The sequence below is a fragment of the Methylosinus sp. KRF6 genome (assembly GCF_018887255.1).
Lineage (GTDB): Bacteria > Pseudomonadota > Alphaproteobacteria > Rhizobiales > Beijerinckiaceae > Methylosinus > Methylosinus sporium.
This window is the reverse complement of record NZ_JAHLJF010000001.1, coordinates 201,087-227,392: the sequence shown is the minus strand read 5'-3', so window position 1 is coordinate 227,392 and position 26,306 is coordinate 201,087. Positions and strand designations below refer to the sequence as shown.

Below are 26,306 nucleotides of genomic sequence, written 5' to 3'. Positions count from 1 at the left end.
TCCTTTGGCGTTTCGCCCGCGAGCCGGCGGCTCGTCGGGCGTTTGCGCGTCGGGGCGCGGGCGTGGCGGAACTGGTAGACGCGCCGGATTTAGGTTCCGGTGACGCAAGTCGTGGGGGTTCGACTCCCTCCGCCCGCACCATCCGACGCGCGCCGGCGGCAGAGATATTTTCCCGGCGCACGCCGGACTGGTCGAGATTCGAGAAGGCGAAAACGACATGCAGGTGACGCAGACCCTGTCGCAGGGCTTGAAACACGAGTTCAAAGTGGTGCTTCCGGCCGGCGACCTCGCCGCCAAGCTCGAGTCGCAGCTCGTCGAGCTGCGCGGCAAGGCGCAGATCAAGGGCTTCCGCCCCGGCAAGGCGCCGATCTCCTATCTCAAGAAGATCTACGGCAAAGGCATAATGAGCGAGGTCCTGCAGGAGGCCGTCAACGAGGCCAATCGCAAGATCGTCGAGGACAATAGCCTGCGCGTCGCCATGGAGCCGCGCCTCGACTTCCCGACCGATCAGGCCGAGGTCGAGAAGGCGCTCGAGGCCGAAGGCGACTTCTCCTATTCCGTCGCCTTCGAGGTGCTGCCGGCGATCGAGCTCGGCGGCTTCGACGACATCGCCATCGAGCGTCCCATCGCCGAGGTCTCAGAGGAGGAGGTCCAGAAGGCGATCTCCGATCTCGCCGACCGCATTCGCGAATTTGAGGATAAGGAAGGCGCCGCCGCCAAGGGCGACCGCGTCACCATCGATTTCGCCGGCAAGCTCGACGGCGAGCCCTTCGAGGGCGGCACTGGCGGCGACGTGAATTTGGTGCTCGGCTCGGGCTCCTTCATCCCCGGCTTCGAGGAGCAGCTCGAGGGCGCGGCCAAGGACGAGCAGCGCGTCGTCAAGGTGAAATTCCCGGAGGATTACGGCGTGCCGACGCTCGCCGGCCGCGACGCCGAGTTCGACGTGACCGTCAAGGCCGTCGCCGGCCCGAAGGAGCTGCCGATCGACGACGCTTTCGCCAGCAAATACGGCTTCGAATCGCTCGCCGAGCTGACCTTCGCCGTGCGCGGCAATCTCGAGGCGGATTACGCCAAGGCCTCGCGCGCCAAGCTGAAGCGCTCGCTGCTCGACGCTCTCGACAAGAAATACAGCTTCGAGCTGCCCGAGGGTCTCGTCGCCCAGGAGTTCGACACGATCTGGAACCAGCTCGAGGCCGAGCGCAAGCGCTCCGGCAAGAGCTTCGAGGACGAGAACACGACGGAAGAGGCGGCGCGCGAGGAATATCGCAAGATCGCCGAGCGCCGCGTGCGTCTCGGCCTGGTGCTGGCCGAGATCGGCCAGGGCGCCGGCGTCACCGTCGAGGACAAGGACGTCACCGATGCGCTGGTCGAGCGCGTGCGCGCCTTCCCCGGCCGCGAGAAGCAGGTGTGGGACTATTACCGCAACAACCCGCAGGCGCTCGCCCAGATTCGCGCCCCCCTCTATGAGGAACGCGTCGTCGACCATCTGGTCGCCAAGATCAGCGTCACCGACAAGACCGTGACCAAGGAAGAGCTGCTGGCCGCCGAAGAAGAAGACGATCTGGCCCAGCCCGCCGTCTGATCCGGCCCGCCGACCCGGGGCCCTTAAGGGTGGCCCCGGGGTTTCCGCCCGCCCCTTTTGCGGTTTGCGTCTGGACGGCCTGCCGCAATATGCTACCAACGAGTCAAAAGCTGGCTCGTGGCTTTCGCTCCAAATCGGGAGAAAGACGGCGGGTCGAAGAGGCCGCCGCGAGGCCGGGAGCGCCATGCCCCCGCCGCGCGGGGCCCGGTTCGCAGGCCAGTCAAATCTAAAAAAGGCGCAAACAGATGCGTGATCCGATCGACGTCTACAACCAATATCTGATCCCCCAGGTGATCGAGAACACGAGCCGCGGCGAACGCGGCTTCGATATCTATTCGCGCCTGCTGCGCGAGCGAATCATCTTTTTGACCGGCCAGGTCGAGGACCATATGGCCTCGGTCATCATCGCCCAGCTCCTCTTCCTCGAGGCGGAAAATCCCAAGCGCGAGATTTTTCTCTACATCAACTCGCCGGGCGGCGTGGTGACCTCCGGTCTCGCCATCTACGACACGATGCAATACATCAAGCCCAAAGTGGCGACGCTCTGCATCGGCCAAGCGGCCTCCATGGGCTCGCTGCTGCTCTGCGCCGGCGAGGCCGGCAACCGCATCGCTCTGCCCAACGCCCGCATCATGGTCCATCAGCCTTCGGGCGGCTTCCAGGGCCAGGCCTCGGATATCCTCCGCCATGCGGAGGATATTATGAAGATCAAGCGGCGTCTCAACGAAATCTACGTCAAGCACACCGGCCGGGACTATGACACGATCGAGCAGACGCTCGATCGCGATCACTTCATGTCCGCCGAAGAGGCCAAGGAATTCGGCATCGTCGACCGGGTGGAGATCAACCATCCGGACGATCCGACCGAGACCAAGGCCTGAGGAAGACCAAATCCCGGCGCGCCCACTTTTCTCGCTGGTCGAGAAAGGCAGGCGCGCCGTTCCGCATGTATCGGGGCGCGCATGTTTCGTAAAATCCTGATCGCCAATCGTGGCGAGATCGCTTGCCGCATCATCAAGACCGCCCGCCGCATGGGCATAAAGACGGTCGCAGTCTATTCCGACGCCGACGCCGACGCGCTTCATGTCGAAATGGCCGACGAGGCCATTCATCTCGGCCCGCCCCCTGCTGCGCAATCCTATCTGCTCATCGACAAGATCGTCGCGGCCTGCAAGGAGACCGGCGCCGAGGCCGTGCATCCGGGGTACGGCTTTCTCTCCGAGCGCGCCGCCTTCGCCACGGCGCTGGCAGAGGCGGGCATCGTCTTCATCGGCCCCAATCCACGCGCTATCGAGGCGATGGGCGATAAGATCGAGTCGAAGAAATTCGCCTCCGCCGCCAAGGTGAATGTCGTTCCCGGCTATCTCGGCGTTATCCAGGACGGCGAGGAAGCGGTCCGCATCGCCAATGAGATCGGCTATCCGGTCATGCTGAAGGCCTCGGCCGGCGGCGGCGGCAAAGGAATGCGCGTCGCCTTCAAGGCAGAGGAAGTGGTCGAGGGCTTCAACCGCGCCCGTTCCGAAGCCGCCTCCTCCTTCGGCGACGACCGCGTCTTCATCGAGAAATTCATCGTCAATCCGCGCCACATTGAAATTCAGGTGCTGGGCGACAAGCACGGCAATGTGATCCACCTCAATGAGCGCGAGTGCTCTATCCAGCGACGCAATCAGAAGGTGATAGAGGAAGCCCCCTCGCCGCTTCTCGATGAGGAGACCCGCGCCGCCATGGGCTCGCAGGCCGTCGCCCTCGCCAAGGCGGTGGATTACGATTCCGCCGGCACGGTGGAATTCGTCGCCGGCCAGGACAAGAGCTTCTACTTCCTCGAGATGAACACCCGCCTACAGGTGGAGCATCCGGTCACCGAGCTCATCACCGGCGTCGATCTCGTCGAGCAGATGATTCGCGTCGCCGCCGGCGAGCCGCTGTCGCTGCGCCAGGAGAAGGTGACGATCAACGGCTGGGCGGTGGAAAGCCGCATCTACGCCGAGGATCCGACCCGCAACTTCCTGCCCTCCATCGGCCGTCTGGTGAAATACCGCCCGCCGGCGGAGAAACGCGAGGGCGCGATCACCGTCCGCAACGACACGGGCGTCGCGGAAGGCCGCGAGATCTCTATCCATTACGATCCGATGATCGCCAAGCTCGTCACCCATGGCCCCGACCGCCTCGCGGCGATCGACGCCCAGGGCAATGCGCTGGATCGCTTCGTGATCGACGGCATTCGCCACAACATCCCCTTCCTCGCCTCGCTGATGCAGCATGAGCGCTGGCGCTCGGGCCAGCTCTCCACCGGCTTCATCGCGGAGGAATATGCAGGCGGCTTCGCCGCCCCGCAGCCGGATGGCGAGGTCGCCCACGTGCTGGCGACCGTCGCCGCGCTGGTCGACCACATCGGCAATGAACGCAAGCGATTGATCAGCGGCCAGCTCGCCCATGGCCGGCCGCTCGAATTCGAGCGCAAGCGCGTCTGCGCGCTCGGCGAGCAGCTGTTCCATGTGACTCTGGACACGCAGGGCGAGGCGCTGATTGTCCATTTCGAGGAGGAGGACGGCCGCACGCGGCGCATCTCCTCCTCCTGGCGGCCGGGCGATCCCGTCTTCGAGGGAGCCATAGACGGCGCCTCCATCTATGTGCAGGTGCGGCCGATCCTCAACGGCTTCCAGCTCTCGCACCAGGGCGTCGCCGTGGACGCCCGCGTCTTCACCCAGCGCGAGGCCGAGCTCAATGCGCTGATGCCGAAGAAGAAGAGCGCCGGCGTCTCCAAGCATCTGCTCTGCCCCATGCCCGGCCTCGTCAAGACGGTCGATGTCGTCGAGGGCCAGGAGGTGAAGGCCGGCGAGCCGCTCTGCATGGTGGAAGCCATGAAGATGGAGAATGTGCTGCGCGCCGAGCGCGACGTGACGATCAAGAAGATCGTCGCCAAGCCGGGCGACAGCCTCGCCGTCGATGCGGTCATCATGGAGTTCGCCGAGTAACGGCCGAGCCAAAGCATTGAAAAGATTCGAGAGCCCGGCGAATGCGCCGGGCTTTTTTCATGGTCGGTCAACGCGCCGCCGCTACCGTCCGCTCGATTTCATTTCAGGCGTTCGAGGTGACCAAATGGCCCGTCAAATTTTCCGCTTCGGCGCCGCTCTCGGCGCCGCCATTGCGCTCTCCGCGTCGACCCATGGCTCGCCCGCGCGGAGCCAGCCCTCCGCCCCGCTGAAGCTGCTGATATTGGGCGATAGTCTCAGCACCAGCCTCGGCGTGCCGGAAGGCTATGGTTTCGGCCCGGCGCTGGCCGCGCGTCTGCGCGCCGACGGCTATCGCAATGTCGAGGTGGTCAATGGCTCCATGGCCGGCGACACCACTGCTGACGCGGCCACGCGCCTCGCCTCGACGCCGCAGCAATATGACGCCGACGTCGTCATCGTCGAGCTCGGCGGCAATGATATGCTCACGCAGACCGAGCCGGCCGTCGTCGCACGCAATCTCGATTGGATTCTCGACGGCTATAAGAAGCGCGGAACTCGAATCGTCATCGGCGGGATGCTGTCCAAGCCCGAGCTCGGCTTCGTCTATAATGTGACCTTCGATCAGATCTATCCGAAGCTCGCCGCGCGCTGGGGCGCCTCGCTCTATCCCTTCTTTCTCGCGGGCGTCTTCGGCCATCCGGCGCTGATGCAGGACGACCACATCCATCCCAATGCGGCGGGCGTCGCTCGCATCGTCGCCGGCATAGCGCCGCTGGTGGAGCGCAATCTCGACGCGGCGGCGGGCCGGCGCAGAGTGGCGGAGGCGCCGTGAGGCGGAGCGTCAACTCGGCAAGCCGAGAAGATTATAGACGGAGATATCCTCGTCTATATCTGGCCAATGAATGCCTTCGCCTCGACCGACGAGCCGCCAATTGCGTCGCTGCTCGGGCTCCGCGTCACGCAGGAGAGGAAACCATTCGAGAGGCGCAGCAATTTCCCGCCCGTCCGCGAGAAAAACGCGCAGCGTAGCGTCGTCGATCTCGAGGTCGACTGCAGCGGGATCAAGTCTGGCGGCCGTGCCGGGCATTCCACGCCTCCTCGAATGTCTTTCTATACTCGATCACTGTCAGCCGCAGTCGTTGAAGCTCCTGCGATCGAAATCCCTGAGAACGCGCCAACTCGACCGGATCGAGCCAGAATTTGGCGGAGCCGCCATTGCTCTCGACATGGATATGGGGCGGCTCACCCCTTTCGGAACTGTAAAAGAAGAATCGAAAAGACCCAACACGCAAAATCGTGGGCACGTCTCGTCATCCTTCGCAGAAGAGAATCGAGACAAAACGAAAATCAGTCTCGATCCGCGAACACCCGCGTCACATGCCCCATCTTGCGGCCGGGGCGCGTCTCCTTCTTGCCGTAGAGGTGGAGGCAGGCCCCCTCCTCCGCCAGAAGATCCGGCCATTCGTCGACTTGCTCGCCGATCAGATTGCGCATCTCCACGCGCGCGCCATGGCGGCGCGTCGAGCCGAGCGGCCAACCGGCGACGGCGCGCATATGCTGCTCGAATTGCGAGGTCACGGCGCCGTCCAGCGTCCAATGACCGGAATTATGCACGCGCGGCGCGATCTCATTGACGACGAGAAGCTCGCCGCCCGCCGTCTCGACCACGAACATCTCCACTGCGATCACGCCGACATAATCGGCCGCCTCGGCGATTTTGCGGGCCATTTCGACGGCGGCCGCCGCCGACTGCGGCGAAATCCGCGCCGGCGCGACGGTCAGCGCGAGAATATGATGCTCATGGACATTCTCGCAGACGTCATAGGCGCGAAAGGCGCCGTCCGCGCCGCGCGCCGCCACCACGGAGACCTCGCGCGCGAAGGGCACGAAGCCCTCGAGGACGCAAGGCGCGCGGCGGAGCTGCTCGAAAGCGGCGGAAAGATCGGCGCCCTCGCGCAGCATGATCTGGCCCTTGCCGTCATAGCCGAAGCGCCGCGTCTTCAATATGGCGGGTAGGCCGAGACGCGACACGGCGGCGGCCAGCATGTCGACGCTTTCGACATTCTCGAAAGGCGCCGTCTCTATGCCCAGGCCGCGGACGAAATTCTTCTCGGTGAGCCGGTCTTGCGTCAGCGCCAGCACGCGCGGATTGGGCCGCACGAGCGAATGCGCCTCGAGAAAAGCCGCCGTCTGCGACGGCACATTCTCAAATTCATAAGTCACGACATCGACGGCCGCGGCGAATTCGGCGAGCGCCGTCTCGTCCTCGAAAGAGGCGATGGCGCGCGCGGCGCAGACATCGAAAGCCGGATCATCGGCCACGGGCGAATAGACATGAGCGCGCAGGCCGAGCCGCGCGCCGGCCTTGGCCAACATGCGGGCGAGCTGGCCGCCGCCCAATATTCCGATGGTGGAGCCGGGGCGCAGGCTGGTCATTTCGTTCCCGCATCGTCGCTCGGCGTCTCGGCGACCTGCTCGGTCTGGCGGCGACGCCATTCCTTCACCCGCGCGTCGAGATCGGCGTCGCCGCGCGCGAGAATGGCGGCGGCGAGCAGAGCGGCGTTGATCGCGCCGGCCTTGCCGATGGCCAGAGTGCCGACCGGCACCCCGCCCGGCATCTGCACGATGGAGAGCAGCGAATCCATGCCGGAGAGCGCGGCGCTCTCGATCGGCACGCCGAGCACGGGAAGCGTCGTATGCGCCGCCGTCATGCCGGGCAGATGCGCCGCGCCGCCGGCCCCGGCGACGATGACCTCGAACCCCTCCGCCTCGGCGCCTTTGGCGAAGGCGCTGAGCCGGTCCGGCGTGCGGTGGGCGGATATGATGCGCGCCTCATAGCCGACGCCGAGCGCATCGAGCGTCTCGGCGCCATGCCGCATGGTGGCCCAATCGGATTGGGACCCCATGATGATCGCGACAGGCTTCTTGGACTGCGCCACGGCTCTTCCGGCGGGCTCGAGTGCATGAAGCACAGCCCCTTAGCCGAACCGACGGCGCGGCGCAAGCGCATGTGCGCCGGGCGCCATGGCTTCGAGCGGCGTCTCGGGCGCGACGCATTCGACGCTACCGTTGCAGTGGACTCGCTTCTCGCCTCGAGGTAGCAAGACGAGCTTTATCGGAGTTTTTCAGTTCGGGAGCAAAATATGTCCGAGCCATTTATCGGAATGATCGTCGCATTCGCCGGAAACTTCGCGCCGAGAGGATGGGCGCTCTGCCAAGGGCAGCTTCTCAGCATTGCGCAGCACACCGCGCTCTTCTCCATACTCGGCACCACTTATGGCGGCAATGGTCAGACCAACTTCGCGCTGCCCGATTTGCGCGGCCGCGCCATTGTCGGCCAGGGCCAAGGTCCCGGGCTGGGCTTCTATGCGCTCGGCGAGATCGCCGGCGTCGAAAGCACGACGCTGACGACCAGCCAGATGCCGGCGCATACGCATCTGGTCAGCGCGCAAGCGACCGCCGCGAGCACGCCCAGCCCCGCGGGCGCCGTCCCCGCCGAGCTGGGAGCCGGAAAGAACGCCACCAACCTCTACGGCCCGCCGACCCCGGCGACAGCCGTTGCCATGGCGCCGTCGATGATCTCACCGACCGGCGGCAATCAGCCCGTCTCCGTGCTGAGCCCCTTCACGGTAATCAATTATATCATCGCTCTGGAAGGCGTTTTCCCGTCTCCCGCCTGAGAGACGGCGTGCGCGCCGATGGACGAGAGCGACCCCACTGCGGAAATGCGCCTCGGCCGCCGAAACGAGACGCCCGCGGATGCGGCGTTTCGTTTCGAGCTCTTCTGTCGGTCGCGTCCGCCGGGCGAGGAGTTCGGAGCTCTCGACCCGTCGCTTCGGGACATGCTGCTGCGCCAGCAATTCCTGGCGCAGATCGCCGGCTATCACGCGCAGTTTCCACAGGCTCGCCATGAGATATTGGAAATAGGCGAAGAGCCGGTCGGCCGCCTCGTCGTCGAGCGCGGCGTAGAGGCTCTGCATATCGTCGATCTGGCGATCATGCCGCAATGGCGCAGCCGCGGAATCGGCGCGCGCCTGCTTCGAGAGCTCGCCGACGAGGCGCGCATCGCGCATATGCCGGCTCGCTTCCGCTCCTTCCTGCTCAATGAGGATGGAAACCGGCTCTTTCAGCGCCTCGGCTTCATCCCGGTCGCCCGCACGGAGCTGCAGATCGTGTGGGAATCGCGCAGCGGCGACGAGCCGCTCTCTCCCCCCGAAGGCCGCGCGCCCGCGCGTCCGTGAGACGAGCGCGCGGGACGAGAGGGAGCGCGCTCAGGCCGCGCGCGAATCCAGAGCCTCGGAACGCACCGCATAGAGCCGAGGCCGCGCCGGAGCGTTCGTTTCCGCCGGAGCTTTCCATCCACGCTGCGCCGAGGCGTCGAAGGAGATGGTGAGCGCGACATGGGCGCCGGCGAGCGTATCGAAGAGCGACGACGGCAACCCCGTTTCCTCGCCGATGGTCCAGCGCCGGTCCGCGGCGTCGCTCGCTTCCACGGGATGGAAGCAGGGAGCCAGACGCGCATCGTCGAGAGCGATCGGAAAGGCGCTGCGTCCGTCCGAAACGGAGAGGCCGAGGATCGACAGGCCGAGCGGCCGAGCGTCACGATCGAAGCGAATATCCGCGGGCGAGAAGCTCGCGCATCGCAGGCGAATGTCCTGCGCGGCCTTAGGAAACAGAAACACTGCCGAATCGCCGGCCAACAGCGGCAGATATTCGACGCCATCGGCGACGAGCCGCAGATCGGCGTCGAAGTCGCGGGCGTAGCCGAGCTGCTCGGCGCGCCGCTCGAGCTGCAAACGCATCGCCGCGACGACGACATTCGACGCGAAAGGCCGGCAGAAATCCGACGCCGCGAGGCGTTCGACGCGCACCGCGCCGAAGCTCTCCGAAAATGAGCCGCGCTCGCCGGTCGCGCTGTAGCTTTCGGCCGGCATTCCATTGGCGATCAGAATGTCATGGCTCTCGAGCTCGATATGCCAATAATCGACGACGTCGGTCGGAACGCGGGCGATCGTCGCGCCATTGACCAGCTCATCGGCATAGACCAGCACCTCGCCGAGAAAATCGACACAGAGGGCGTGGGCGGGCGAGACATAGAGATCGCGCTCGGGGCGGTTCTCCGCAAAGGCGCCCGCCGCGATGCGCACCGGCCAGGCGTCGCGCGGGCGCGCGCGCGGAGCGCAATCGACGATCCGGTGACCGATCCAGGCGATCGGACGCTCCTCGTCCTCCGCCGTCAGCACGACGTCGCCGGCGCGCAGCGTCTCTATGGCGACATCGCCGCGCGGCGTGCGGATCAGCGTCCCGGCGGCGAAGCAGGTGATGGTGATCGAGACGCTCTGCGCGGCGTTGAAGTTGCCCCCGGTTCTGGTGTCCTGAAAATAGCTGCTGCGGCCGGCGTCGTAATAGAAATCGACGTTCGGGCCCGAGTAGCCGCTGACGGCTTGATTGCCGTTCGCTGTCGGATTGTCGGTGACGAAATTGATCCCGTTGAAATTGACATAAGCGCCGCTCGGCCCGTTTCCCGCGGGCCAGAAATGATTGTCGGAGCCCTCCGCCAAGCCGGCCGCGCTGGCCGGGTCGACGACGCCGATGATATTGTAGGTCGTGCTGCCGACCTTATAGGTCCCGGTCGCATTGGTGACGGTATATGATCCATCCGCGTTGAGCGTGTCGCTGTACGTCAGATTGAGCGTCACATCGACTCTCGTGTTCGGCGGCATGCCGTCGGACGCTGGCGGAATAGTGTAGGAAATCGTCGCCGTTCCCATGAATAGCCTCCGAATTCATCAATCTATGAGGCGGCGCCTCATTCCTATTTCCATGAAACGAGTAATTAATAAATAGCCGGCGAGGCAGTGTCAATAATCCGCGACATGAGCTTCTCGTGGAGCGCCGCGCCTCTACATGCGTTGAGAGCCGTTGCAGAAACCTCGATCCCGATGATTTGCTCGAGCACGACGATCGCCATTCGGCTGCGGCGGGCGAATTCACGCCGGCCCCGAATGGCGAAGCGCGTCCTCCTCCGCTATCATCGCGACATATTGCGTGCTGTTTCGGAGGCGAAATGGATATCAAGGGAATGCAGGAGGCGCTCGCGGCTCTGAAGAGCCTGATCGCGACTTTGGGCCTCGTTCTGGCGATCGGCTTCGCCATCGTCAACGCCAATGCGATCGGCGACGGACTCGCGGCTCTCGCCGATCGCTTCGGCGGGCTGCGCGGAGCCGAGATCGCCGGCGTCAAGCTGGATTTCGGCGAGGCGACGATCGAGCAGCGCGTGCCGCCCACGCTGTTCGAGCGGCTCGACGCCAAGGACCGCCGGCGCGTCGCCCGCGATTTGAACACGCTCGAGCCGCGCATGGCGCTGCGGCTGCTGCAGGTCGGCCTGCTGGCCAATCTCTGCGAGTTCGAGAGGCCGACGACCTCTATGATCGACGATTTCAGCACCGATCATCATCTGCAGGATCGCGGCCTCGCCTCTCTCGTCGACAATCCGCAGATCAAGGCGAGAGTGATCGCCGAACTGGCGAAGGCGGGCGGGAAACCCGGCATAGGCGAGCCGCGCGCCTGCTACGACATCACGCTGACCGATCATGGCTGGGACGTGCGGACCGCGCTGGTGCATGTGGTGAGCGCAGGCTTCGGCTCCGCGCCGATGTTCCGCGAGCCGGCGCCCGATCAGGAGGTCGCCCAGGAGCAGCGCGCCATCTCCAAAAAGCGCTGACCAAAATCCTCCGACACGCCCGAGTTTGAGAAAACGCCTTAAGTATTGATCAGGGTCCCTCGGCTAGTTTGCCCTCCGTGGCCGGCGGTGTGTCGCCGGCGTTCAGGGACCATGCCGATGTCCAGCTCTATCCTCCGCACCGCCATCGGCGGGGCGTTTTTCACGCTCGTCGCCTCTCAATCGCTCGTTCACATTCTCACCCAGGTGCAGGCCAAAACAGCGCCCTACCGCCCTCAGGCGGAATATGCCGCCCCGATGCGCGCCTATGCGCCCGTCGCGCCGGCGACGCCGAACGCCGCGATCGGCGAGGCGATCATTCCCGCCGATCGTCTCGGCCAATATTCCGCCAATGTCGAAATCGAAGGCCAGCGCGTCCGAATGCTGGTGGACACGGGCGCGAGCACGGTCGTGCTGTCCTATGAGGACGCCGCCGCGATCGGCTGTCTGCCGGCGCCCGCGGATTTCAAATATCCCGCCCAGACCGCAAATGGCGTCGCCCATATGGCGTGGGTGAAGCTGCGCGAGGCCCGTCTCGGTCAGGTCGCGCTGCGCGACGTCGACGCCTATGTGGCCGAGCGCGGCGCCCTCGGCGCCAGCCTGCTCGGCATGACCTTTCTGTCGCGCCTGTCCCATATCGAGGCGGGAAACGGAAAGCTGGTTCTGCGTCAGTAGGCGCGGAGCGCCTCCCGGTCTCATCCGTGGGCCCGGCCTCTCGCGCGGGAGCGGAAAACATGCGATTGTCCGCGCATGTCGCTCCCCCGCCAGCTCTCCGTCTTCGCTCTGGTGGGCGTCGTCGCGACCGCGCTCCATTATGGCGTGCTCGTCGGGCTCGTCGAGCTTTTGGCCTGGCCGCCGGTTCCGGGCGCGCTCGCCGGCTATCTCTCCGGCGGAATCGTCTCCTACATCCTCAATCGCCGTCACACATTCGAGAGCGACCGCCCGCATGAAGAAACGACATGGCGTTTCGCCCTCGTCGCCTTCGTCGGCTTCTGCCTCACCTATGGATTCATGAATCTCTTCATCGAACGCATGGGCGCTCCCTATCTTCCGGCGCAGATCGTCACCACGGGGATCGTCTTCTTCTGGTCCTATCTCGGCAACCGCCTGTGGACCTTCCGCGCAGGGCCGGCCTGAGCGGCCGATCCTGCGCCATGATCGTCAGGCCGCCTCACGGCCCTCGGCGATCAAGACGTCGACGCCGCGAAGCGCGCGCTCCTCCGCCTCGCTTCGCGACAGAGGCGGCGCCCAGCCGCGCATCTCGTCGCAATTATAAGCGACGACCAGCGCGATCTGCGCGCCGCTCAATTGCGCGAAGAGCGACGGCGGCAGCGCGAGCCCCTCTTCGCGAGTCCAGCGCCAGGGGCGTTGCTCGCTCGCCTCCTCGGGATGGAAGAAAGCGGCGAGCTGCGGATCATCGAACGGAATGCGCGCGATCTCGCGACCGTCGGTCGCCACGAGGCCGCTCAGCGAGACGCCGAGCCGGCGCGTGTCGCCTCCGAGCCCTGAATCATCGGCCGGAACGAAGCTCGTCGAGACGAGCCGAATGTCCTGCGCCGCACGCGGAAACGAGAAGATCGCCGAGCCATTGGCGCGGATCGGAGCGATCTCCGCGCCATCGACCAGAAGCCGCACGTCGGGATCGAATTCGCGCGAATAGCCCGAGCGCTCGGCGCGAGCCACGAGCCGCTCGCGCACGGCCGCGATCATCGCCGGTGAAGCGAAGGGACGGCAGAAGTCGGAGTCGAGGCGCCGCTCCGACGCCGGCGAGCCTTGGATATGGAGAAAGAATCCACGCTCGCCGGTGGCGCTATAACTCTCGGAGGGCAGATTTTCGGCGATCAGAATATCATGGCTCTCCAGTTCGACATGCCAATAATCGACCGTCTCGACCGGGACGCGGGTGATCGTCGCGCCATTGACGAGGCTTTGCGCGTGAATCAGCGCCTCGCCGACGCATTCGACGCAGAGCCCATGGCCGGGCGACACATAGAGATCGCGCGCCGGGCGATTTTCGCCGAAAGCGGCCGCCGCGATGCGCACCGGCCAGGCGTCGCGCGGCTGCGCGCGCCCCGTGCAATCGATCTTGCGATGGCCGATCCAAACGATCGGACGTTCGCGTCCTTCCGTCGTCACGACGAGATCGCCGACGCGAAGATTCTCGACGGCGATTTCGCCGCGCGTCGTTCGAATGCGTGTGCCGGTGACGAAGCAGGTCACGGTCGCGCTGAAATTGGTCGCGGCGAGCGGACTCTTCTGAACGCCCGTGTCCTGAAGATAGGCTTGCTGACGCGGATCATAGTAGAGATCGACATTGGGCCCGACATAGCTGCCGTTTCCGCCGGTCTGATTGCCATTGGCGGCGGGATAGTCGGTAATGAAATTGACGCCGCTGTAATCGACATAGGCGCCATTCGGCCCGTCGCCGCCCGGCCAGAAATGATTGTCGGCGCCCTCGGGCGATCCGCTCGGGTCGACGACGCCGACGACATTATAGACCGTTCCGTTGACGGTGTAGGTCCCGGTCGCGCTCGTCACGGTGTGCGAGCCGTCGGAATTGACCGCATCGGCGTAAGTCAGATTGAGCGTGACGTCGATGCCGGGAGTTCCCTCCGCCACATTGGCGGGAATCGTATAATTTACTGTAGAAGTGCCCATCTTGATCACCATACCAACACTATAGAGAGGACTAAAATCCAGAAGAATGGGAGACGTTTATCTCGACTGAAACCTCGAATTAAATCCGATAATAGAAATAAAGCTTGATTTGAGTCTATTTATAAACCACAAGTTGCAATCTATCAATCCGTTGCAACTCGTACGTCGCGTCGCGGCCTCCTCACCCGCCGACGTTCTGAATGCGTCCCCAAGTGCTCTTCGTGCCCCAAATGCCCTGGCGCAGCGCCTCCAATTGCACGATTTGCGAGTGGTCGACGAAGAGATTGACCTCATTGCCGTAATTCTTGACGTACCATTCGAAGACCGGCGGATCGGCGGCCTCGAACATCACTTTCTCGAGCCCGAGACTGTCGATCACGCGCGCCGCCACATCGGTGCGCCAGCGCTTCACATTTTCGGTGATCCCTTCGCTCTCGATCATGATGATGTCGGCGCCGGCGTCGAGCGCGCGCTCGGCCTGCGCGATGAGCCAGGAGACGTCGCGCGTTCCCTCCGCCTCCAATTCCGCCGCCGAAGTATCGCCGCCGGCGCCGAATTGAATGCCGACCTCGGGCTTGGCCTTCAGCCCCGCCTTCTTCACCATGCGCACCAGCCGCAGCAGGCTGTCGACCGGCAGGCTGACGAAGCCCGCCGAAATTTCCACCACATCGAAGCCGAGCGATTTCGCTTCCTCGATATACCGGCCGATCGCCTCAGGGCCGAAGCGCATCACATTCTCGAGCCAGCCGCCGGTCGAGATATAGGCGCCATGGTCATGCGCGGTCTTGTTGAAGCTCCTCACCGCCTCTGGCGGCATCAGCGCGAAGGAGCCGCCGGCATATTTCACGCCGTCGATCCAGGCGCCCATGGTCTCGAAGAGATCGGCTAGATGGCGTTTTCCATAGGCGCTGTAATAAGGTCCGCGAATTTCGGTGAGCCCGCGCTGGCGTGGCTTGCCCGTGCGCGCGGCGCGGGGAATGAAGGAGAATGTGGTCTCGACCATGGCGTTTCCCCTGATGTGCTCGAATGCGAGCCTTCAGGCTCGCATTCGTCGCTCTCCCTCCGTCGATCCGCCGATCCGCCCGAGCAGTCCCGTCAGCTCCGCGACGCGTCGCCGCTCGAGCGTCTCGATCACATTGGCGATGGCGTCGCGCTCGATCTCGCTCGTCTTCTCGCGCGTGACGCGATCGAATTTTCGTCGCGCCGCGTCCCAATCGAAGGGATCGGTATAGAAGCCGTGATAATCATCGCGCGAACAGGCGAGCAGACGGCCGTCCTCGAGCTCGATCGCGAGCCGCGCCGGCAGAAATTTCGGAAACAGAGCGGTAAGCTCCGGCGAAGGGGCGATCTTCACCTTGCGCAGCAGCGTCTGCGCATCCTCGGCGAGAATGCGCTGCGGCGCATATTGTTCCGGCTGCACCTCGCCGTCGATGAGCGCGACGGCGAGCATATAGGGAAGGCTGTGATCGGCCTCCTCCTTATTGCGCACCAGGCGCTTGTTGCCTTCTTCGCCGCCGCCGATGATCTGAAAGGCCACCGCGAAAGTCTCGAGCCGCGCCTCACGCACAGAAGCCGCCGAAAACCCCGGCCGCGCGCGAATGTCGAGCGCCGCGTCGATCGCCGATTGCGAGTGAATCTCGGCATTGTGCTTCTTGAGAATCGTGCGCGTCACGCTCTCCAAATCCTCGCGCAGCCAGTCGATTTCGAAATGCCCGGCGATCGTCTCCTCGAAGCCCTTATTGCCTTCGAAAACTTCCGCCGGCCCGGTGATCCCATGCGCGGCGAGCAGCGCCGCATGGGTCGCCGCCATCGCCGTATTGGGATAGGCGAGGCCCTTCCAATGCGAGAGCGCGCCGGTGCGGGTCACGCGCAAGGCGTTGTTCGCGGTTCCGCTGATGGCGATGGCGTTGGCGATTTGCTCTGGCGAGAGACGCAGCGCCTTGGCGACGCCCGCGGCGGCGGCATAAGCGCCTTGTGTCGTATGGTCGAAGCCGCGCGCCCGCACCGGCGCGACATCGCTGAGGCGCGTATGCACCTGATAGGCGACGGCGAGCGCCGCTAAAAATTCCGCGCCGCTGGCGTCGCGCATTTCCGCCGCCGCGAGAACGGCGCCGAGATTATCGGAAGGGTGACAGGTCTCGCCCGGCGCGAGATAGCTGTCCATGAAATCGAGATAGCGCGACAGCGCGCCATTGTAGAAGGCGGCGCGATCGGGCGCGGTCTTGCCGCCGCCGATGAGCGTCGAAATCGGCGCGCCGCCGAGCGCCAGCGTCATCTCGCGGATCGCCTTTATCGGCGCCGCGTCGAGCGCGCCCAAGGCGACGCCGATCGTGTCGAGAACGCGGATTTTCAATTGCCGCAGCGCGGCCTCGCTCATCTCCTCGAGCTGCGCCCGATCGACGAATTCCGCGAGCGTCTGAACCTCGGTCATTGGCGAGATTCCTTGCAGGCCGTCGTATCTGTCGCGCCGGCCCGCAGTATCAAGCCGTCTTCGCTCACGTCCCTCGCGGCTTCGCCCGCGTCGTCGGCGCTGCGCCGGCGGGATCGTCGGGCCAAGGATGGCGCGGATAGCGGCCCTTCATCTCGCGCTTCACCTCGCCCCAGGAGCCCGCCCAAAATCCCGGCAGATCGCGCGTCGTCTGAATGGGCCGATGCGCCGGCGACAAGAGCTCCAGCGTCAAGGGAACGCGGCCCTTGGCGAGCGTCGGATGCGCAGAGAGGCCGAACAGCTCCTGCACGCGTACCGATAAGAGCGGCCCATTGGCTGCCGAATAATCGAGCGCATGGCGCGAGCCGGCCGGCGTCTCGAAAAAGGCGGGCGCCTCGAGGTCGAGCCGCCGGGTCAGCTCGTAGGGAAGCAGCGCCGAAAGCGCGGCGCCGAGATCGTCGGCCGTTATGGCGGCGACGCTGGCGCGGCCGAGAATGAAAGGCGCGAGCCAATCTTCGACGCCCTGCGCGAGGCCTTCGTCGCTGACATCCGGCCAGTCGTCGCCTTCGGCGCGGCGTAGAAAGGCGATGCGGTCGCGCAATTGCTCCTGCGCCTTGCTCCAAGGCAGACGCGCTACGCCGAGGCCGGCGACGCCGCACGCGAGAATGGCCGCATTCTCCTCGCTGGCTTCGACCGAAAGATTCTGCTCGGCGAGGCGGATCGCCCCGAGCCTGCGGAAACGCCGTCGCCGCAGGCTCGCGCTCTGCGCGTCGAAAATTGTTTCGTCGCGCGTCTCGATGCGATCGGCGGCGATGCGCTCCACCTCTTCGGCCGATAGCGCGCAAGCGGCGAGAATGCGCGCCTGCGCGGCGCGGCCAGTGATCTCGGCGATCGCGAGAAAAGGCGCCTTGGCGAGAACGTCATGCGGCGGCGTGGCGGCGGCGCGGCCATTGGCCATCAAAAACTCGCCGGCCGCGCCACGCGCTTTGGCGATGCGATCGGGATAGGCCATGGAAATGAGCGCGCCATCGGAGAGATCGGCTTCCGCCTCACGCCGGACGGCGGCTTTCGCCTGCTTGGCCCAGCTCGCCGAAAGCCGCTGCGCGTCGCGAGCGCGGCGAGAGCCGTCGGAGCGGAAACGATCGAGCCGATCCGAGAGATCGCTGGACGTTCCCCCGAGCCCGCGCTCGGAGAGCAGCAGAGCGAGATCGGCGGCGCGTTCGGCCTCGCCATGGCGGGCGGCTTCCAAGATCATGCGCGCGAGGCGCGGCGCCAGCGGCAGCGAGCGGATCGCGCGGCCGGTCGCGGTGAGCGCGCCTGCTTCATCGAGAGCGCCGAGCGCGCGCAGCAGAGCGACAGCCTCCTTCCAGGCCGGCGCCGGCGGCGGATCGAGCCAGGCGAGCTTATTCGGATCGTCGAGGCCCCAGGAGCGCAGATCGAGGGCGAGGCCGGAGAGATCGGCGGCGAGGATTTCCGGCGCGGCGAAAGCGGGCAGCGAAACGGTCGCCGCCTCGTCCCACAGGCGATAGCAGACGCCCGCTTCCGTGCGCCCCGCCCTGCCCCGCCGCTGATCGACGCTGGCGCGCGCGGCGCGCACCGTCTCGAGCCGCGTGAGGCCGAGATCGGGCTCGAAGACGGCGACGCGCGAGAGCCCGCTGTCGATGACGACGCGGACGCCTTCTATGGTCAGCGAGGTCTCGGCGATGGAGGTGGCGAGCGTCACCTTGCGGCGCCCCGGCGCGGCGGGCGCGACGGCGAGGTCCTGCTCCTTGCGATCCATCGCGCCGAACAGCGGCGCTATATCGACATCTGCAGGAAGGCGCCGCTCGCCGAGAAAATTGGCGACGCGCTGAATCTCGCCCTGCCCCGGCAGGAAAACCAGGATCGAGCCCTTCTCCTCCGCCAGCGCGCGCGTCACGGCGCGGATCACAGCCTCTTCCAGGCGCTCATTGGAGTCGCGGCCGAGATAGCGCGTCTCCACCGGAAAGGCGCGGCCCTCGCTCTCGACAATTCCCGCGCCGCCCATCAACCCCGCGACGCGCGCGCCGTCGAGCGTCGCCGACATTGCGATGATGCGCAAATCGTCGCGCAGCCCCGCTTGCGCGTCGAGCGCCAGAGCGAGGCCGACATCGGCGTCGAGCGAGCGCTCGTGAAACTCGTCGAAGAGCACGGCGACGACGCCCTCGAGCATGGGATCGTCGAGGATCATGCGCGCGAAAACGCCTTCGGTGACGACCTCCACGTGCGTCTTCGCGGAGATTTTCGACTCGAGCCGCATCCGCAGGCCGATGGTCTCGCCGACGGATTCGCGCAGGCTCGCGGCCATGCGCGCGGCGGCGGCGCGCGCGGCGAGACGGCGCGGCTCCAGCAGAATAATCTTGCCGCCTTTCGCCCAATCGGCGTCCAGCAGAGCGAGCGGAATGCGCGTCGTCTTGCCGGCGCCGGGCGGCGCCACCACGACGAGATTGCGCCCTTGGGCGAGCGCCGCCGTCACGCGCGGCAGAACCTCGTCGATCGGCAGCTTGTCGGTAAAGGCGATCAAGGAAGCGTCCGCGCGTCACAGCGCTTGCCGCTCGAACGGACCATTCGAGCGATCAGAATTCGCTGCAAGCCACAACCGCGCGGGGCGCGCTCACTTCTGCTTGGCGATGATCTTGTCCTTGATCTTCTCATAGACGCCTTTGGGGAGGATGTTCTTCTGATAGAGCTCGTCCTTGCCCTTATAGGGCCTCCCCTTGATGATCGCCACGGAGCGCGCCTCGCCTATGCCCGGCAGCGCATCCAGCTCCTCTTTCGTCGCGGAGTTGATGTCAAGAAGCTCCGCCGGCTTGGGAGCGGCTTCTTTGGCCGGCGGCTCTTTGGCGGGCTCGGGGGCCGGCGTCGCGGGCTGCTGCTTGGCGGGCGCGCTCTTGCCCGCTTTGGCGATGGAGGTCGCAGGCGCCTGCGCCAGCGCGGCGGCGGCGAAGGTCGAGAGAAGGACGAGAAGGCAAAGGCGCAAAATATTCCGCATGACGAGACCTCGCATTAGGACGCCTCGAGGGTAGCGTCTCGTCGAAGCGCGGTCGAGCGGCGGAGGCTGCGGTCATCCCGCAGAGAGCGCCCGCATCGCCACCTCATGCACGCGCTTGTCGCCCGCCGCGATGATCGCGCCGCCCTGCGCGGCCGGGCCGCCGTCCCAAGTGGTGACGACGCCACCCGCGCCTTCGACGATCGGGATCAGCGCGACAATGTCGTAAGGGTTGAGATTGGTCTCGATGACCAAATCCACATGTCCGGCGGCCAGCGCGCAATAGGCGTAGCAATCGCCGCCATAGCGCGAGAGCCGAGTTTGCGCCTCCACTCGGAAAAAATCATCGCGGAGGCGCTCGTCGATGAGCCTCGGCGAGGTGGTCATCAATGTCGCCTCGGCGAGCGTGGCGCAGGGGCGCGTCTGCAGCTTGCGACGCTCCTCGGTCGGCGCCGGCGGCTGCGCCTTCCAGCTGGGCTCGACATGGTGATGCCGCGCTGGCCCGCGCCAATAGGCGGCCGCGCCATCGCCGGAGAAGCGCTCGCGCGTGAAGGGCTGGTGCATAAGCCCGTAGCAGGGCCGCCCGCGATGCTGGAGGCCGATGAGCGTGCCCCACAGCGGCAGGCCGCAGATGAAGCTCTTGGTCCCGTCGATCGGATCGAGCACCCAGACATATTCGGCGTCGGCGCGGAGATCGCCGAATTCCTCGCCGATGATTCCATGGCTCGGAAAAGTCGCCTCGATCAGCCTACGCATGGCGATCTCGGCGGCGCGATCGGCCTCCGTCACCGGATCGAAGGCGCCGCCGGGGGCTTTGTCCTCCGCCGCGAGGCTGGTGCGGAAGAAGGGCAGGATCGCCTCGCCGGAGGCGTCGGCGAGGCGTTCGACGAATTTCTCGAAATCGACGGCGGTCATTGCCTCTCCGGGCGGTGAGATTATTCGGCGGCGGCGCGCTGCTCGCGCGGGCCGAAGGTCTGCGTCAGCAGCCGGACGATCTCGCCGAGCCGGGAGGCCAGCAGATCGAAATCGAGATTGCGGCGCAGATCGGCCTCGTTCATGTAGAGATTGCGCGAAATTTCGATCTGCACCGCGTGCCAGCCGGCGCCCGGCTTGCCGTAATGCTCGGTGATATAGCCGCCGGCATAGGGCCGATTGCGCTGCACATGATAGCCCCATTGCCGCAAACGCGCCTCCAGGGCTTCGACGATGTCCCCCGAGCAGCTCGCGCCGAAACGATCGCCGAGCACGAAATCCGGCTTGCGCTTCTCGCCGCGGCCGGCGGCGCTCTCCTTGGCGACGCTGGAGGGCATGGAGTGGCAGTCGACGAGCAGCGCCGCGCCGAATTTGTCGCGGGCGCGCTCCATCAGCGAGCGCAGAGCCGCGTGGTAGGGCTTGTGCAGGCTCTCGATGCGATGCAGCGCCTCGGCCACGCGCAGGCGGCCGGAATAGATCTCGCGGGCGTCGGCGACGACGCGAGGAATGGCGCCGAGGCCCGCCGCCACGCGCAGCGACCGCGTATTGGCGAATTCGGGCAGCGCATCCTCGAACATGCGCGGGTCGAGCTCATAGGGCTCGCGGTTCAGATCGAGAAAGGCGCGCGGGAAATTGGCTTTGAGCAGCGGCGCCCCGAGCGTCGGCGCGAGGGCGAAGAGCTCGTGCACATGCGCGTCTTCCGAGCGGCGCAGGCTCGAAATGTCGAGCCGCGAGCTGGCGAGGAAGCTCGCCGGATAGATGTCGCCGGAATGCGGCGAGGAGAACACCAGCGGCGAGGAGAGCTCGGCGGGCTCGACCAGCTCGAACGGAACATGGAGCTCGGGATCGGCGGGCGTGGGGCTCGCGGCCCGCTCGTCATTGCTCATCGTCGGCGCCTCATCGCTCTCACTCTCGTCGCCCTCCGCCCACGCACCTATCGAGGTCGAGCAGCATAGACTTTTCGGCGCGCATATTCCCGAAAATTTCGGTTCATGCGAAACAAGGGCCAGAATTTCCCGGCAGGGCGTGAGCGGGTCCTTATTTTCACCCGATTTTTACCCAGATGCGCCCTTATGTCATAGAACATGCGAGGAGCGATATGACCGACAAGATTGCCGCAAAAATCCTGCTGGCGGAGGATGACACCGATATGCGCCGCTTTCTGGTGCGCGCGCTGCAGACGGCCGGCTTCTCGGTGACGTCCTTCGACAATGGGCTCTCCGCCTATGACCAGCTCCGCGTGGAGCCGTTCGAGCTGCTGCTCACCGATATCGTCATGCCGGAGATGGACGGCATAGAGCTCGCGCGCCGCGCCACCGAGCTCGACCCCGACATAAAGGTGATGTTCATCACGGGCTTTGCGGCCGTCGCTCTCAATCCCGACAATCAGGCCCCGCGCCAGGCGAAAATCCTCTCCAAGCCTTTCCACCTCAAGGACCTCGTCAACGAGGTGCAGCGCCTGCTCGCCGCCTGACAGATCCACGCGCCGCGCGCTTGCTCCTTTGCGCGCCATGCGCTATGAGCGCCGCCAAACGCCGGCGTCGGCGCGGCTCTCATTTCGAGGAATGACGATGAAAAAGGAAATCCATCCCGACTATCACACGATCAGGGTCGTGATGACCGACGGGTCGGAATATTTCACCCGCTCGACCTGGGGCTCCGAGGGCGACACGCTCAATCTCGACATCGACCCCAAGACGCATCCGGCCTGGACCGGCGGCTCCGCGCAGCTGCTCGACCGCGGCGGCCGCCTGTCGCGCTTCAACTCGCGCTTCGGCAATATGTCTTTCGGCAAGAAGTGAGCGCCCGGCCGACGCCGGCGCCATAAAAAAAAGCCGCGCTTCTCGAGCGCGGCTTTTTTCGTTTGAAAGCGTCTCCAGCCGAAGCGGACGCCGGTTGGACGATTCCGAGCCCTCAAAGGCCTGGAGCGAAGGCGTTGCGCAGGCGCCGGAGCTGCGCCTCGACCGGACTCTCCGCGCGATTTGGCGGATAGCCCGCCTCGGACCCGTAGATCAGCTGATCGAGATGGATCACGCGCGCCTGCAGGCGCAGCGAGTGAATGGCGAGGTCGCGCAGCTTCTGCGGCAGATGGGCGAAGACATCCGGGTTCGACGCCAGCTCCTGCTGCGACAGCCGCACCTTGTGCTTGTCGCTCGCGGCCTGGGCTCTCGTGATCTCGCCCTGATTGACCGCCCGCTGCAGCAGCAGCCAGGAGGCGATCTGCATCAGCCGCGTCGTCAGCCTCATGCTTTCGGCCGCATAAGCGAGCGCCTCCGGGCGCGGCAGCGATTTGGCGTCGTCCCGGCCGGCGCCGTCGAGATAGCCGGCCGCCTCCTCGACCAGCGCCATGCCCTCGCGAAACATGGCCCCAAAGGCCTCAGACCCGGCCAGCTTCTCCACGAAGGAGACCGTCGTCTGAACGCTTCCCACCGAATCCGACGCTTGCCCCATCATACGACGCTCTCGAACGCTCGAACGGCGGCGATCGATACGCGCCGCTCCAATGGATCCCTATGTAACGCAAAAATGCGGGGCGCGCCTTATTAGGTTTTGCTTAACCTTAATCTTCGAGTCCGTACGTAATATACCTCGGTTCACGGTGAGCGGCGCGCTCGCGCGGCAGCCGCGGCCCGCTCGCTTCAAGGCCGCCAATGCTGATGCAGAATATTAGATCAGCTGTTTAAATAAATGAAATATCCAGCTTTATCGATCTGCTTTAACCGTCGCTCGAACACTCCGCCGTTCCGAGGCGGAGCACAGTTGAAAAGCCGTCGCATATTCGTGGCTTAGCTCAAGTTCTCACAGTTTTGCCGGAGGTCTGTGGCGCGGCTGCGCGCTCGGCCCCGGCGACCCTTCGTCCGAGGCCGGCCTCGAGGGAGGCGACGCAGAGCGCGGCGATCGCCAACATCAGACCGACGCGCAGCAATTGGCCTTTCGAGGGCGTCGGTCGGCCGCTCCGCGCGCCGCCTTTCGTCTCGACGATGTCCATAGTTTCGAACGGCATGGGCATAATCTCCATCGACGCGGCCGAAGGCCTCACTCTGGCAAAACAGCGCTTTCGAAACGGTGAAGGCCACGACAGGCGTCGCCGGCAGGGTTTATCGCTGGTTAAAGCCGGGACGACGAATGCGCATGATGCTTGACGCGCCCGCCGCCGGCCTGTCATTTGAGGCCTCGCCCCTCCTCCCCCCACGCGATTTTCCTCAGGACTCCATGATCCGCTCCGCTTTGATGAACGTCATGACTGCCGCAGCCATAAAGGCGGGGCGCAGCCTGAAGCGCGACTTCGGCGAGGTCGAGAATCTGCAGGTGTCCGTGAAGGGCCCCGGCGATTTCGTCTCGGCCGCCGACCGCCGCGCCGAGAAGATCGTCTTCGAGGAATTGTCGCGCGCCCGTCCGGGCTACAGCTTTCTCATGGAGGAGAGCGGCGCCGTCGAGGGCAGCGACAAGACCCACACCTGGCATATCGATCCTCTGGACGGCACCTCCAACTTCCTCCACGGCATTCCCGTTTTCGCAGTGTCGATCGGGCTCGAGCGGGAGGGCCAGCTCGTCGCCGGCGTCGTCTATAATCCGGCGACCGACGACATGTTCGTCGCAGAGAAGGGTCAGGGCGCCTATTTCAACAATCGGCGCATGAGGGTCGCCTCGCGCAAGGGGCTGAGCGACTCGCTCGTCGCCTGCGGCATCCCACCCCTCGCCGCGGTCGCCCGCCACGCCCGTTTCCAGACGGAGCTCGCCGCCGTCATGGCCAAGACCGGAAATATTCGCCGCATGGGCGCGGCCGCGCTCGATCTCGCCTCGGTCGCCGCCGGCCGCTGCGACGGCTATTGGGAGCGCGGCATCAAGCCCTGGGACATAGCCGCGGGAATCGTGCTGGTGCGCGAGGCCGGCGGCTTCGTCAGCGATCTCGACGGCGGCTCCGACATGCTGCCCAAGGGCGCGATCTGCGCCGGCAATGAGGCGATCCACCGCCTCTTGCTCGACACTGTGCGCAAGGCCTGAGCATGAGCGGCGGCGGACCGATCATCGCCCCGCGCATCGTCGCGCGTCGGGATTCGGACTGGCCGGCGCTTCTCGATCTCTGGGTCGCCGCCTGGCGGACGACCTATGCGGACATTGATTTCGAGGCGCGCCGCGATTGGCTGCGGGATCGCCTCGTCCAGCTCGAGCGCGGCGGCGCGCAAACGCTGCTGCTGCTCGAAGGCGCCGGGCGCGCGCTCATCGGCTTCGTCACTGTCGATCCGCGAACGCATTGGCTCGACCAGCTCTGCGTGCGCCCGGACCGTTTCGGCTCCGGCGCCGCGGAGGCGCTGATCGAGGCGGCGCGCAGCCTCTCGCCCGCGCGGCTGCGGCTCGACGTCAATCAGGACAATAGACGCGCCGTCGCCTTCTACGAGCGCGAGGGCTTCATGCGCATCGCCGAAGGCGGGCCGAGCCTCTCGGGCCGGCCCACCTCGATCATGGAATGGACAACGGACGGCGCGCCGAAGTCCTGAGCGGGCTCAGACCCCGCCCTCCTCGCCGACCAGCGCGAGCCGCACCATATTGGTGGCGCCCGGCGAGCCGAAGGGCATTCCCGCGACAATGATGACGCGATCGCCCGGCGAGGCGAAGCCCTCGCGGAGGGAATTGACGCAGGCGCGGTCGACCATATCCTCGACGTCGCGGGCGTCCTGAGTCTCGAGCGCATGGACGCCCCACACCAGCGCCAGCCGGCGCGCGGTGTCACGATTGGGCGTCAGCGCCAGAATCGGCGGCCGCGGCCGCTCGCGGGCGATGCGCAGCGCCGTCGCGCCGGAGGCGGTCCAGGCGCAAATAGCCATGGAGTCGAGCGTCTCGGCCACATCGCGGGCGGCGACGGCGATTGCGTCGGCGGCGGTCGGATTGGGCGGCGCATTGCGCTGGGCGTTGAGGATGGAGCGATAGACCCCGTCGGTCTCGACCTCTTCCGCGATGCGGCTCATCGTGGCCACGGCCTCGATCGGATATTGGCCGGCGGCGCTCTCGGCCGAGAGCATGACGGCGTCGGCGCCCTCATAGACGGCGGTGGCGACGTCGGAGACCTCGGCGCGGGTCGGCAGCGGAGCCAAAATCATCGATTCCAGCATTTGAGTCGCCACCACGACGGGCTTGCCGAGCCGGCGCGCCGCGCGAGTGATTCGCTTCTGCAGGCTCGGCACTTTCTCGAGCGGCACTTCGACGCCGAGATCGCCGCGCGCCACCATCAGCGCATCGGCGTGCTCGATGATTTCGTCGAGCCGCGCGATGGCCTGCGGCTTCTCGATCTTGGCCATGACCAGCGCGCGCGAGCCGACGACGCGCTTGACCTCGAGCACATCCTCGGCGCGCTGCACGAAGGAGATCGCCACCCAATCGACGCCCTCGATCAGCGCCGCGTCGAGATCGGCGCGGTCCTTGGGCGTCATCGAGGTGATCGGAATATCCGTGTCCGGCAGGCTCACGCCCTTGCGATTGGAGACGCGGCCGCCGATGTCGACGACGGCGCGGGCCATGACGTCCGACGTCTCGACCACATGCAGCCGCACCTTGCCGTCGTCGATCAGAATGGCGTCGCCGACCTTCAGCGCCTGCAGAATCTCGGGATGCGGAAGCTGCACGCGGGTGGCGTCGCCCGGCGTCGGATCGGCGTCGAGCAGGAAATGATCGCCCTTGCGCAAATGCACCGGCCCGTCTGCGAAGGCGCCGATGCGCAGCTTGGGTCCCTGCAAATCGACCAATATGCCGATGGCGCGGCCGGTCTCGGCCTCGATCTCGCGGATCATGCGCACATAGGCGGCGAGCCCGGCATGATCGGTGTGGCTCATATTGATCCGAAACACATCGGCGCCGGCCGTCGACAGGCCAGCCACGACGGTCTTCTCGACGCTCGCCGGACCGAGCGTCGCGATGATCTTCACGCGCCGCAACCTTCTCATTTTCTCGCCCAATCCTCTTTTGTCAGAGCCGCGCGGCCATCCTCG

28 protein-coding genes and 1 tRNA gene are annotated in these 26,306 nt (G+C 65.7%); 14 read left to right on the top strand and 15 right to left on the bottom strand.

Annotated features, from left to right (window positions below; genetic code table 11):
* Nucleotides 1-56: 56 nt before the first annotated feature.
* The 5 genes from KP010_RS01110 to KP010_RS01090 all read left to right on the top strand — a co-directional run bounded on the left by KP010_RS01110 (nt 57) and on the right by KP010_RS01090 (nt 5,368).
* Nucleotides 57-141: transfer RNA gene (locus KP010_RS01110), tRNA-Leu, on the top strand.
* A 76-nt stretch (nt 142-217) separates the two neighbouring features.
* On the top strand, nt 218-1,582 hold the full coding sequence (tig, locus tag KP010_RS01105; RefSeq protein ID WP_142862558.1) for a trigger factor: 1,365 nt from the start codon (nt 218-220) through the stop codon (nt 1,580-1,582).
* A 245-nt stretch (nt 1,583-1,827) separates the two neighbouring features.
* Nucleotides 1,828-2,463 (top strand): ATP-dependent Clp protease proteolytic subunit, encoded by a 636-nt coding sequence (locus KP010_RS01100; protein WP_142862557.1) that lies wholly within the window; start codon nt 1,828-1,830, stop codon nt 2,461-2,463.
* Between the two features lie 81 nt (nt 2,464-2,544).
* Complete coding sequence (locus tag KP010_RS01095; RefSeq protein ID WP_142862556.1) at nt 2,545-4,557, top strand: acetyl/propionyl/methylcrotonyl-CoA carboxylase subunit alpha; 2,013 nt, start codon at nt 2,545-2,547, stop codon at nt 4,555-4,557.
* A 124-nt stretch (nt 4,558-4,681) separates the two neighbouring features.
* Nucleotides 4,682-5,368: an arylesterase gene (locus tag KP010_RS01090; RefSeq protein WP_142862555.1), complete on the top strand. Its 687-nt coding sequence runs from the start codon at nt 4,682-4,684 to the stop codon at nt 5,366-5,368.
* Between the two features lie 9 nt (nt 5,369-5,377).
* On the opposite strand, the gene KP010_RS01085 is transcribed toward KP010_RS01090, so the two are convergent.
* From KP010_RS01085 to purE, 4 genes are read right to left on the bottom strand one after another with little or no spacing between them, the layout of a single operon-like run.
* Entirely contained in the window at nt 5,378-5,623 is a 246-nt protein-coding gene (locus tag KP010_RS01085) for a DUF2442 domain-containing protein (RefSeq protein ID WP_142862554.1), read from the bottom strand.
* A complete protein-coding gene (locus tag KP010_RS01080; RefSeq protein WP_142862553.1) occupies nt 5,598-5,840 on the bottom strand; it encodes a DUF4160 domain-containing protein in 243 nt (80 codons plus the stop codon). Before KP010_RS01080 ends, KP010_RS01085 begins: the two co-directional genes overlap by 26 nt.
* A 43-nt stretch (nt 5,841-5,883) precedes the next feature.
* A complete protein-coding gene (locus KP010_RS01075; protein ID WP_142862552.1) occupies nt 5,884-6,972 on the bottom strand; it encodes a 5-(carboxyamino)imidazole ribonucleotide synthase in 1,089 nt (362 codons plus the stop codon).
* A complete protein-coding gene (gene purE, locus KP010_RS01070) occupies nt 6,969-7,442 on the bottom strand; it encodes a 5-(carboxyamino)imidazole ribonucleotide mutase (protein WP_142862567.1) in 474 nt (157 codons plus the stop codon). The genes KP010_RS01075 and purE overlap by 4 nt, the downstream gene beginning before the upstream one ends.
* 237 nt (nt 7,443-7,679) lie before the next feature.
* Here purE and KP010_RS01065 point away from each other — a divergent pair, with 237 nt between their 5' ends.
* Together KP010_RS01065 and KP010_RS01060 are read left to right on the top strand one after the other, a co-directional pair.
* Entirely contained in the window at nt 7,680-8,216 is a 537-nt protein-coding gene (locus KP010_RS01065; protein WP_142862551.1) for a phage tail protein, read from the top strand.
* An 18-nt stretch (nt 8,217-8,234) separates the two neighbouring features.
* Entirely contained in the window at nt 8,235-8,777 is a 543-nt protein-coding gene (locus KP010_RS01060) for a GNAT family N-acetyltransferase (protein ID WP_142862550.1), read from the top strand.
* A gap of 30 nt (nt 8,778-8,807) precedes the next feature.
* Here KP010_RS01060 and KP010_RS01055 read toward each other — a convergent pair whose 3' ends face one another.
* Nucleotides 8,808-10,307, bottom strand: coding sequence for a Hint domain-containing protein (locus KP010_RS01055; RefSeq protein WP_216280288.1), 1,500 nt, complete (start codon nt 10,305-10,307; stop codon nt 8,808-8,810).
* 296 nt (nt 10,308-10,603) lie between these two features.
* Between KP010_RS01055 and KP010_RS01050 the strand changes: the two genes are divergently transcribed.
* The 3 genes from KP010_RS01050 (at nt 10,604) to KP010_RS01040 (ending at nt 12,394) form a co-directional block, all read left to right on the top strand.
* Nucleotides 10,604-11,260, top strand: a complete 657-nt coding sequence (locus KP010_RS01050) for a hypothetical protein (RefSeq protein ID WP_142864438.1) — start codon at nt 10,604-10,606, stop codon at nt 11,258-11,260.
* A 117-nt stretch (nt 11,261-11,377) separates the two neighbouring features.
* Nucleotides 11,378-11,932, top strand: coding sequence for a TIGR02281 family clan AA aspartic protease (locus tag KP010_RS01045; RefSeq protein WP_246659993.1), 555 nt, complete (start codon nt 11,378-11,380; stop codon nt 11,930-11,932).
* 75 nt (nt 11,933-12,007) lie between these two features.
* Nucleotides 12,008-12,394, top strand: a complete 387-nt coding sequence (locus KP010_RS01040) for a GtrA family protein (RefSeq protein WP_108918513.1) — start codon at nt 12,008-12,010, stop codon at nt 12,392-12,394.
* Between the two features lie 24 nt (nt 12,395-12,418).
* On the opposite strand, the gene KP010_RS01035 is transcribed toward KP010_RS01040, so the two are convergent.
* From KP010_RS01035 to KP010_RS01005, 7 genes are all read right to left on the bottom strand, one after another.
* Nucleotides 12,419-13,915 carry a Hint domain-containing protein gene (locus KP010_RS01035; RefSeq protein ID WP_185966613.1) on the bottom strand — a complete coding sequence of 499 codons (1,497 nt, stop codon included), beginning with the start codon at nt 13,913-13,915 and terminating at the stop codon, nt 12,419-12,421.
* A 181-nt stretch (nt 13,916-14,096) separates the two neighbouring features.
* The gene (locus tag KP010_RS01030; RefSeq protein ID WP_142864435.1) at nt 14,097-14,918 is read right to left on the bottom strand and encodes a phosphosulfolactate synthase; all 822 of its coding nucleotides are present in this window, start codon (nt 14,916-14,918) and stop codon (nt 14,097-14,099) included.
* Between the two features lie 33 nt (nt 14,919-14,951).
* Nucleotides 14,952-16,346, bottom strand: coding sequence for an MmgE/PrpD family protein (locus KP010_RS01025; protein WP_142864434.1), 1,395 nt, complete (start codon nt 16,344-16,346; stop codon nt 14,952-14,954).
* A gap of 64 nt (nt 16,347-16,410) precedes the next feature.
* The gene (gene hrpB, locus KP010_RS01020) at nt 16,411-18,885 is read right to left on the bottom strand and encodes an ATP-dependent helicase HrpB (protein ID WP_253203517.1); all 2,475 of its coding nucleotides are present in this window, start codon (nt 18,883-18,885) and stop codon (nt 16,411-16,413) included.
* A 90-nt stretch (nt 18,886-18,975) separates the two neighbouring features.
* Entirely contained in the window at nt 18,976-19,353 is a 378-nt protein-coding gene (locus KP010_RS01015) for a helix-hairpin-helix domain-containing protein (protein WP_142864433.1), read from the bottom strand.
* A 72-nt stretch (nt 19,354-19,425) separates the two neighbouring features.
* Nucleotides 19,426-20,265, bottom strand: a complete 840-nt coding sequence (gene hisN, locus KP010_RS01010) for a histidinol-phosphatase (RefSeq protein ID WP_142864432.1) — start codon at nt 20,263-20,265, stop codon at nt 19,426-19,428.
* A 20-nt stretch (nt 20,266-20,285) separates the two neighbouring features.
* Nucleotides 20,286-21,209, bottom strand: a complete 924-nt coding sequence (locus KP010_RS01005; protein ID WP_216280287.1) for an N-formylglutamate amidohydrolase — start codon at nt 21,207-21,209, stop codon at nt 20,286-20,288.
* 212 nt (nt 21,210-21,421) lie between these two features.
* Between KP010_RS01005 and cpdR the strand changes: the two genes are divergently transcribed.
* Nucleotides 21,422-21,796 (top strand): cell cycle two-component system response regulator CpdR, encoded by a 375-nt coding sequence (gene cpdR / locus KP010_RS01000; RefSeq protein ID WP_108918517.1) that lies wholly within the window; start codon nt 21,422-21,424, stop codon nt 21,794-21,796.
* 97 nt (nt 21,797-21,893) lie between these two features.
* On the top strand, nt 21,894-22,124 hold the full coding sequence (rpmE, locus tag KP010_RS00995; RefSeq protein ID WP_108918516.1) for a 50S ribosomal protein L31: 231 nt from the start codon (nt 21,894-21,896) through the stop codon (nt 22,122-22,124).
* 112 nt (nt 22,125-22,236) lie between these two features.
* Here the strand turns inward: rpmE and KP010_RS00990 are convergent, their stop codons facing one another.
* Both KP010_RS00990 and KP010_RS00985 read right to left on the bottom strand, forming a co-directional pair.
* Nucleotides 22,237-22,773, bottom strand: a complete 537-nt coding sequence (locus KP010_RS00990; RefSeq protein WP_167398743.1) for a DUF1465 family protein — start codon at nt 22,771-22,773, stop codon at nt 22,237-22,239.
* 340 nt (nt 22,774-23,113) lie between these two features.
* Nucleotides 23,114-23,326: a hypothetical protein gene (locus KP010_RS00985; protein WP_142864430.1), complete on the bottom strand. Its 213-nt coding sequence runs from the start codon at nt 23,324-23,326 to the stop codon at nt 23,114-23,116.
* A 209-nt stretch (nt 23,327-23,535) separates the two neighbouring features.
* Here KP010_RS00985 and KP010_RS00980 point away from each other — a divergent pair, with 209 nt between their 5' ends.
* Both KP010_RS00980 and KP010_RS00975 read left to right on the top strand, forming a co-directional pair.
* Nucleotides 23,536-24,327, top strand: a complete 792-nt coding sequence (locus KP010_RS00980) for an inositol monophosphatase family protein (protein ID WP_108918505.1) — start codon at nt 23,536-23,538, stop codon at nt 24,325-24,327.
* Nucleotides 24,328-24,329: 2 nt separating this feature from the next.
* A complete protein-coding gene (locus KP010_RS00975; RefSeq protein WP_142864429.1) occupies nt 24,330-24,821 on the top strand; it encodes a GNAT family N-acetyltransferase in 492 nt (163 codons plus the stop codon).
* Between the two features lie 6 nt (nt 24,822-24,827).
* Here KP010_RS00975 and pyk read toward each other — a convergent pair whose 3' ends face one another.
* Complete coding sequence (gene pyk / locus KP010_RS00970) at nt 24,828-26,261, bottom strand: pyruvate kinase (protein ID WP_108918515.1); 1,434 nt, start codon at nt 26,259-26,261, stop codon at nt 24,828-24,830.
* Between the last annotated feature and the right edge of the window lie 45 nt (nt 26,262-26,306).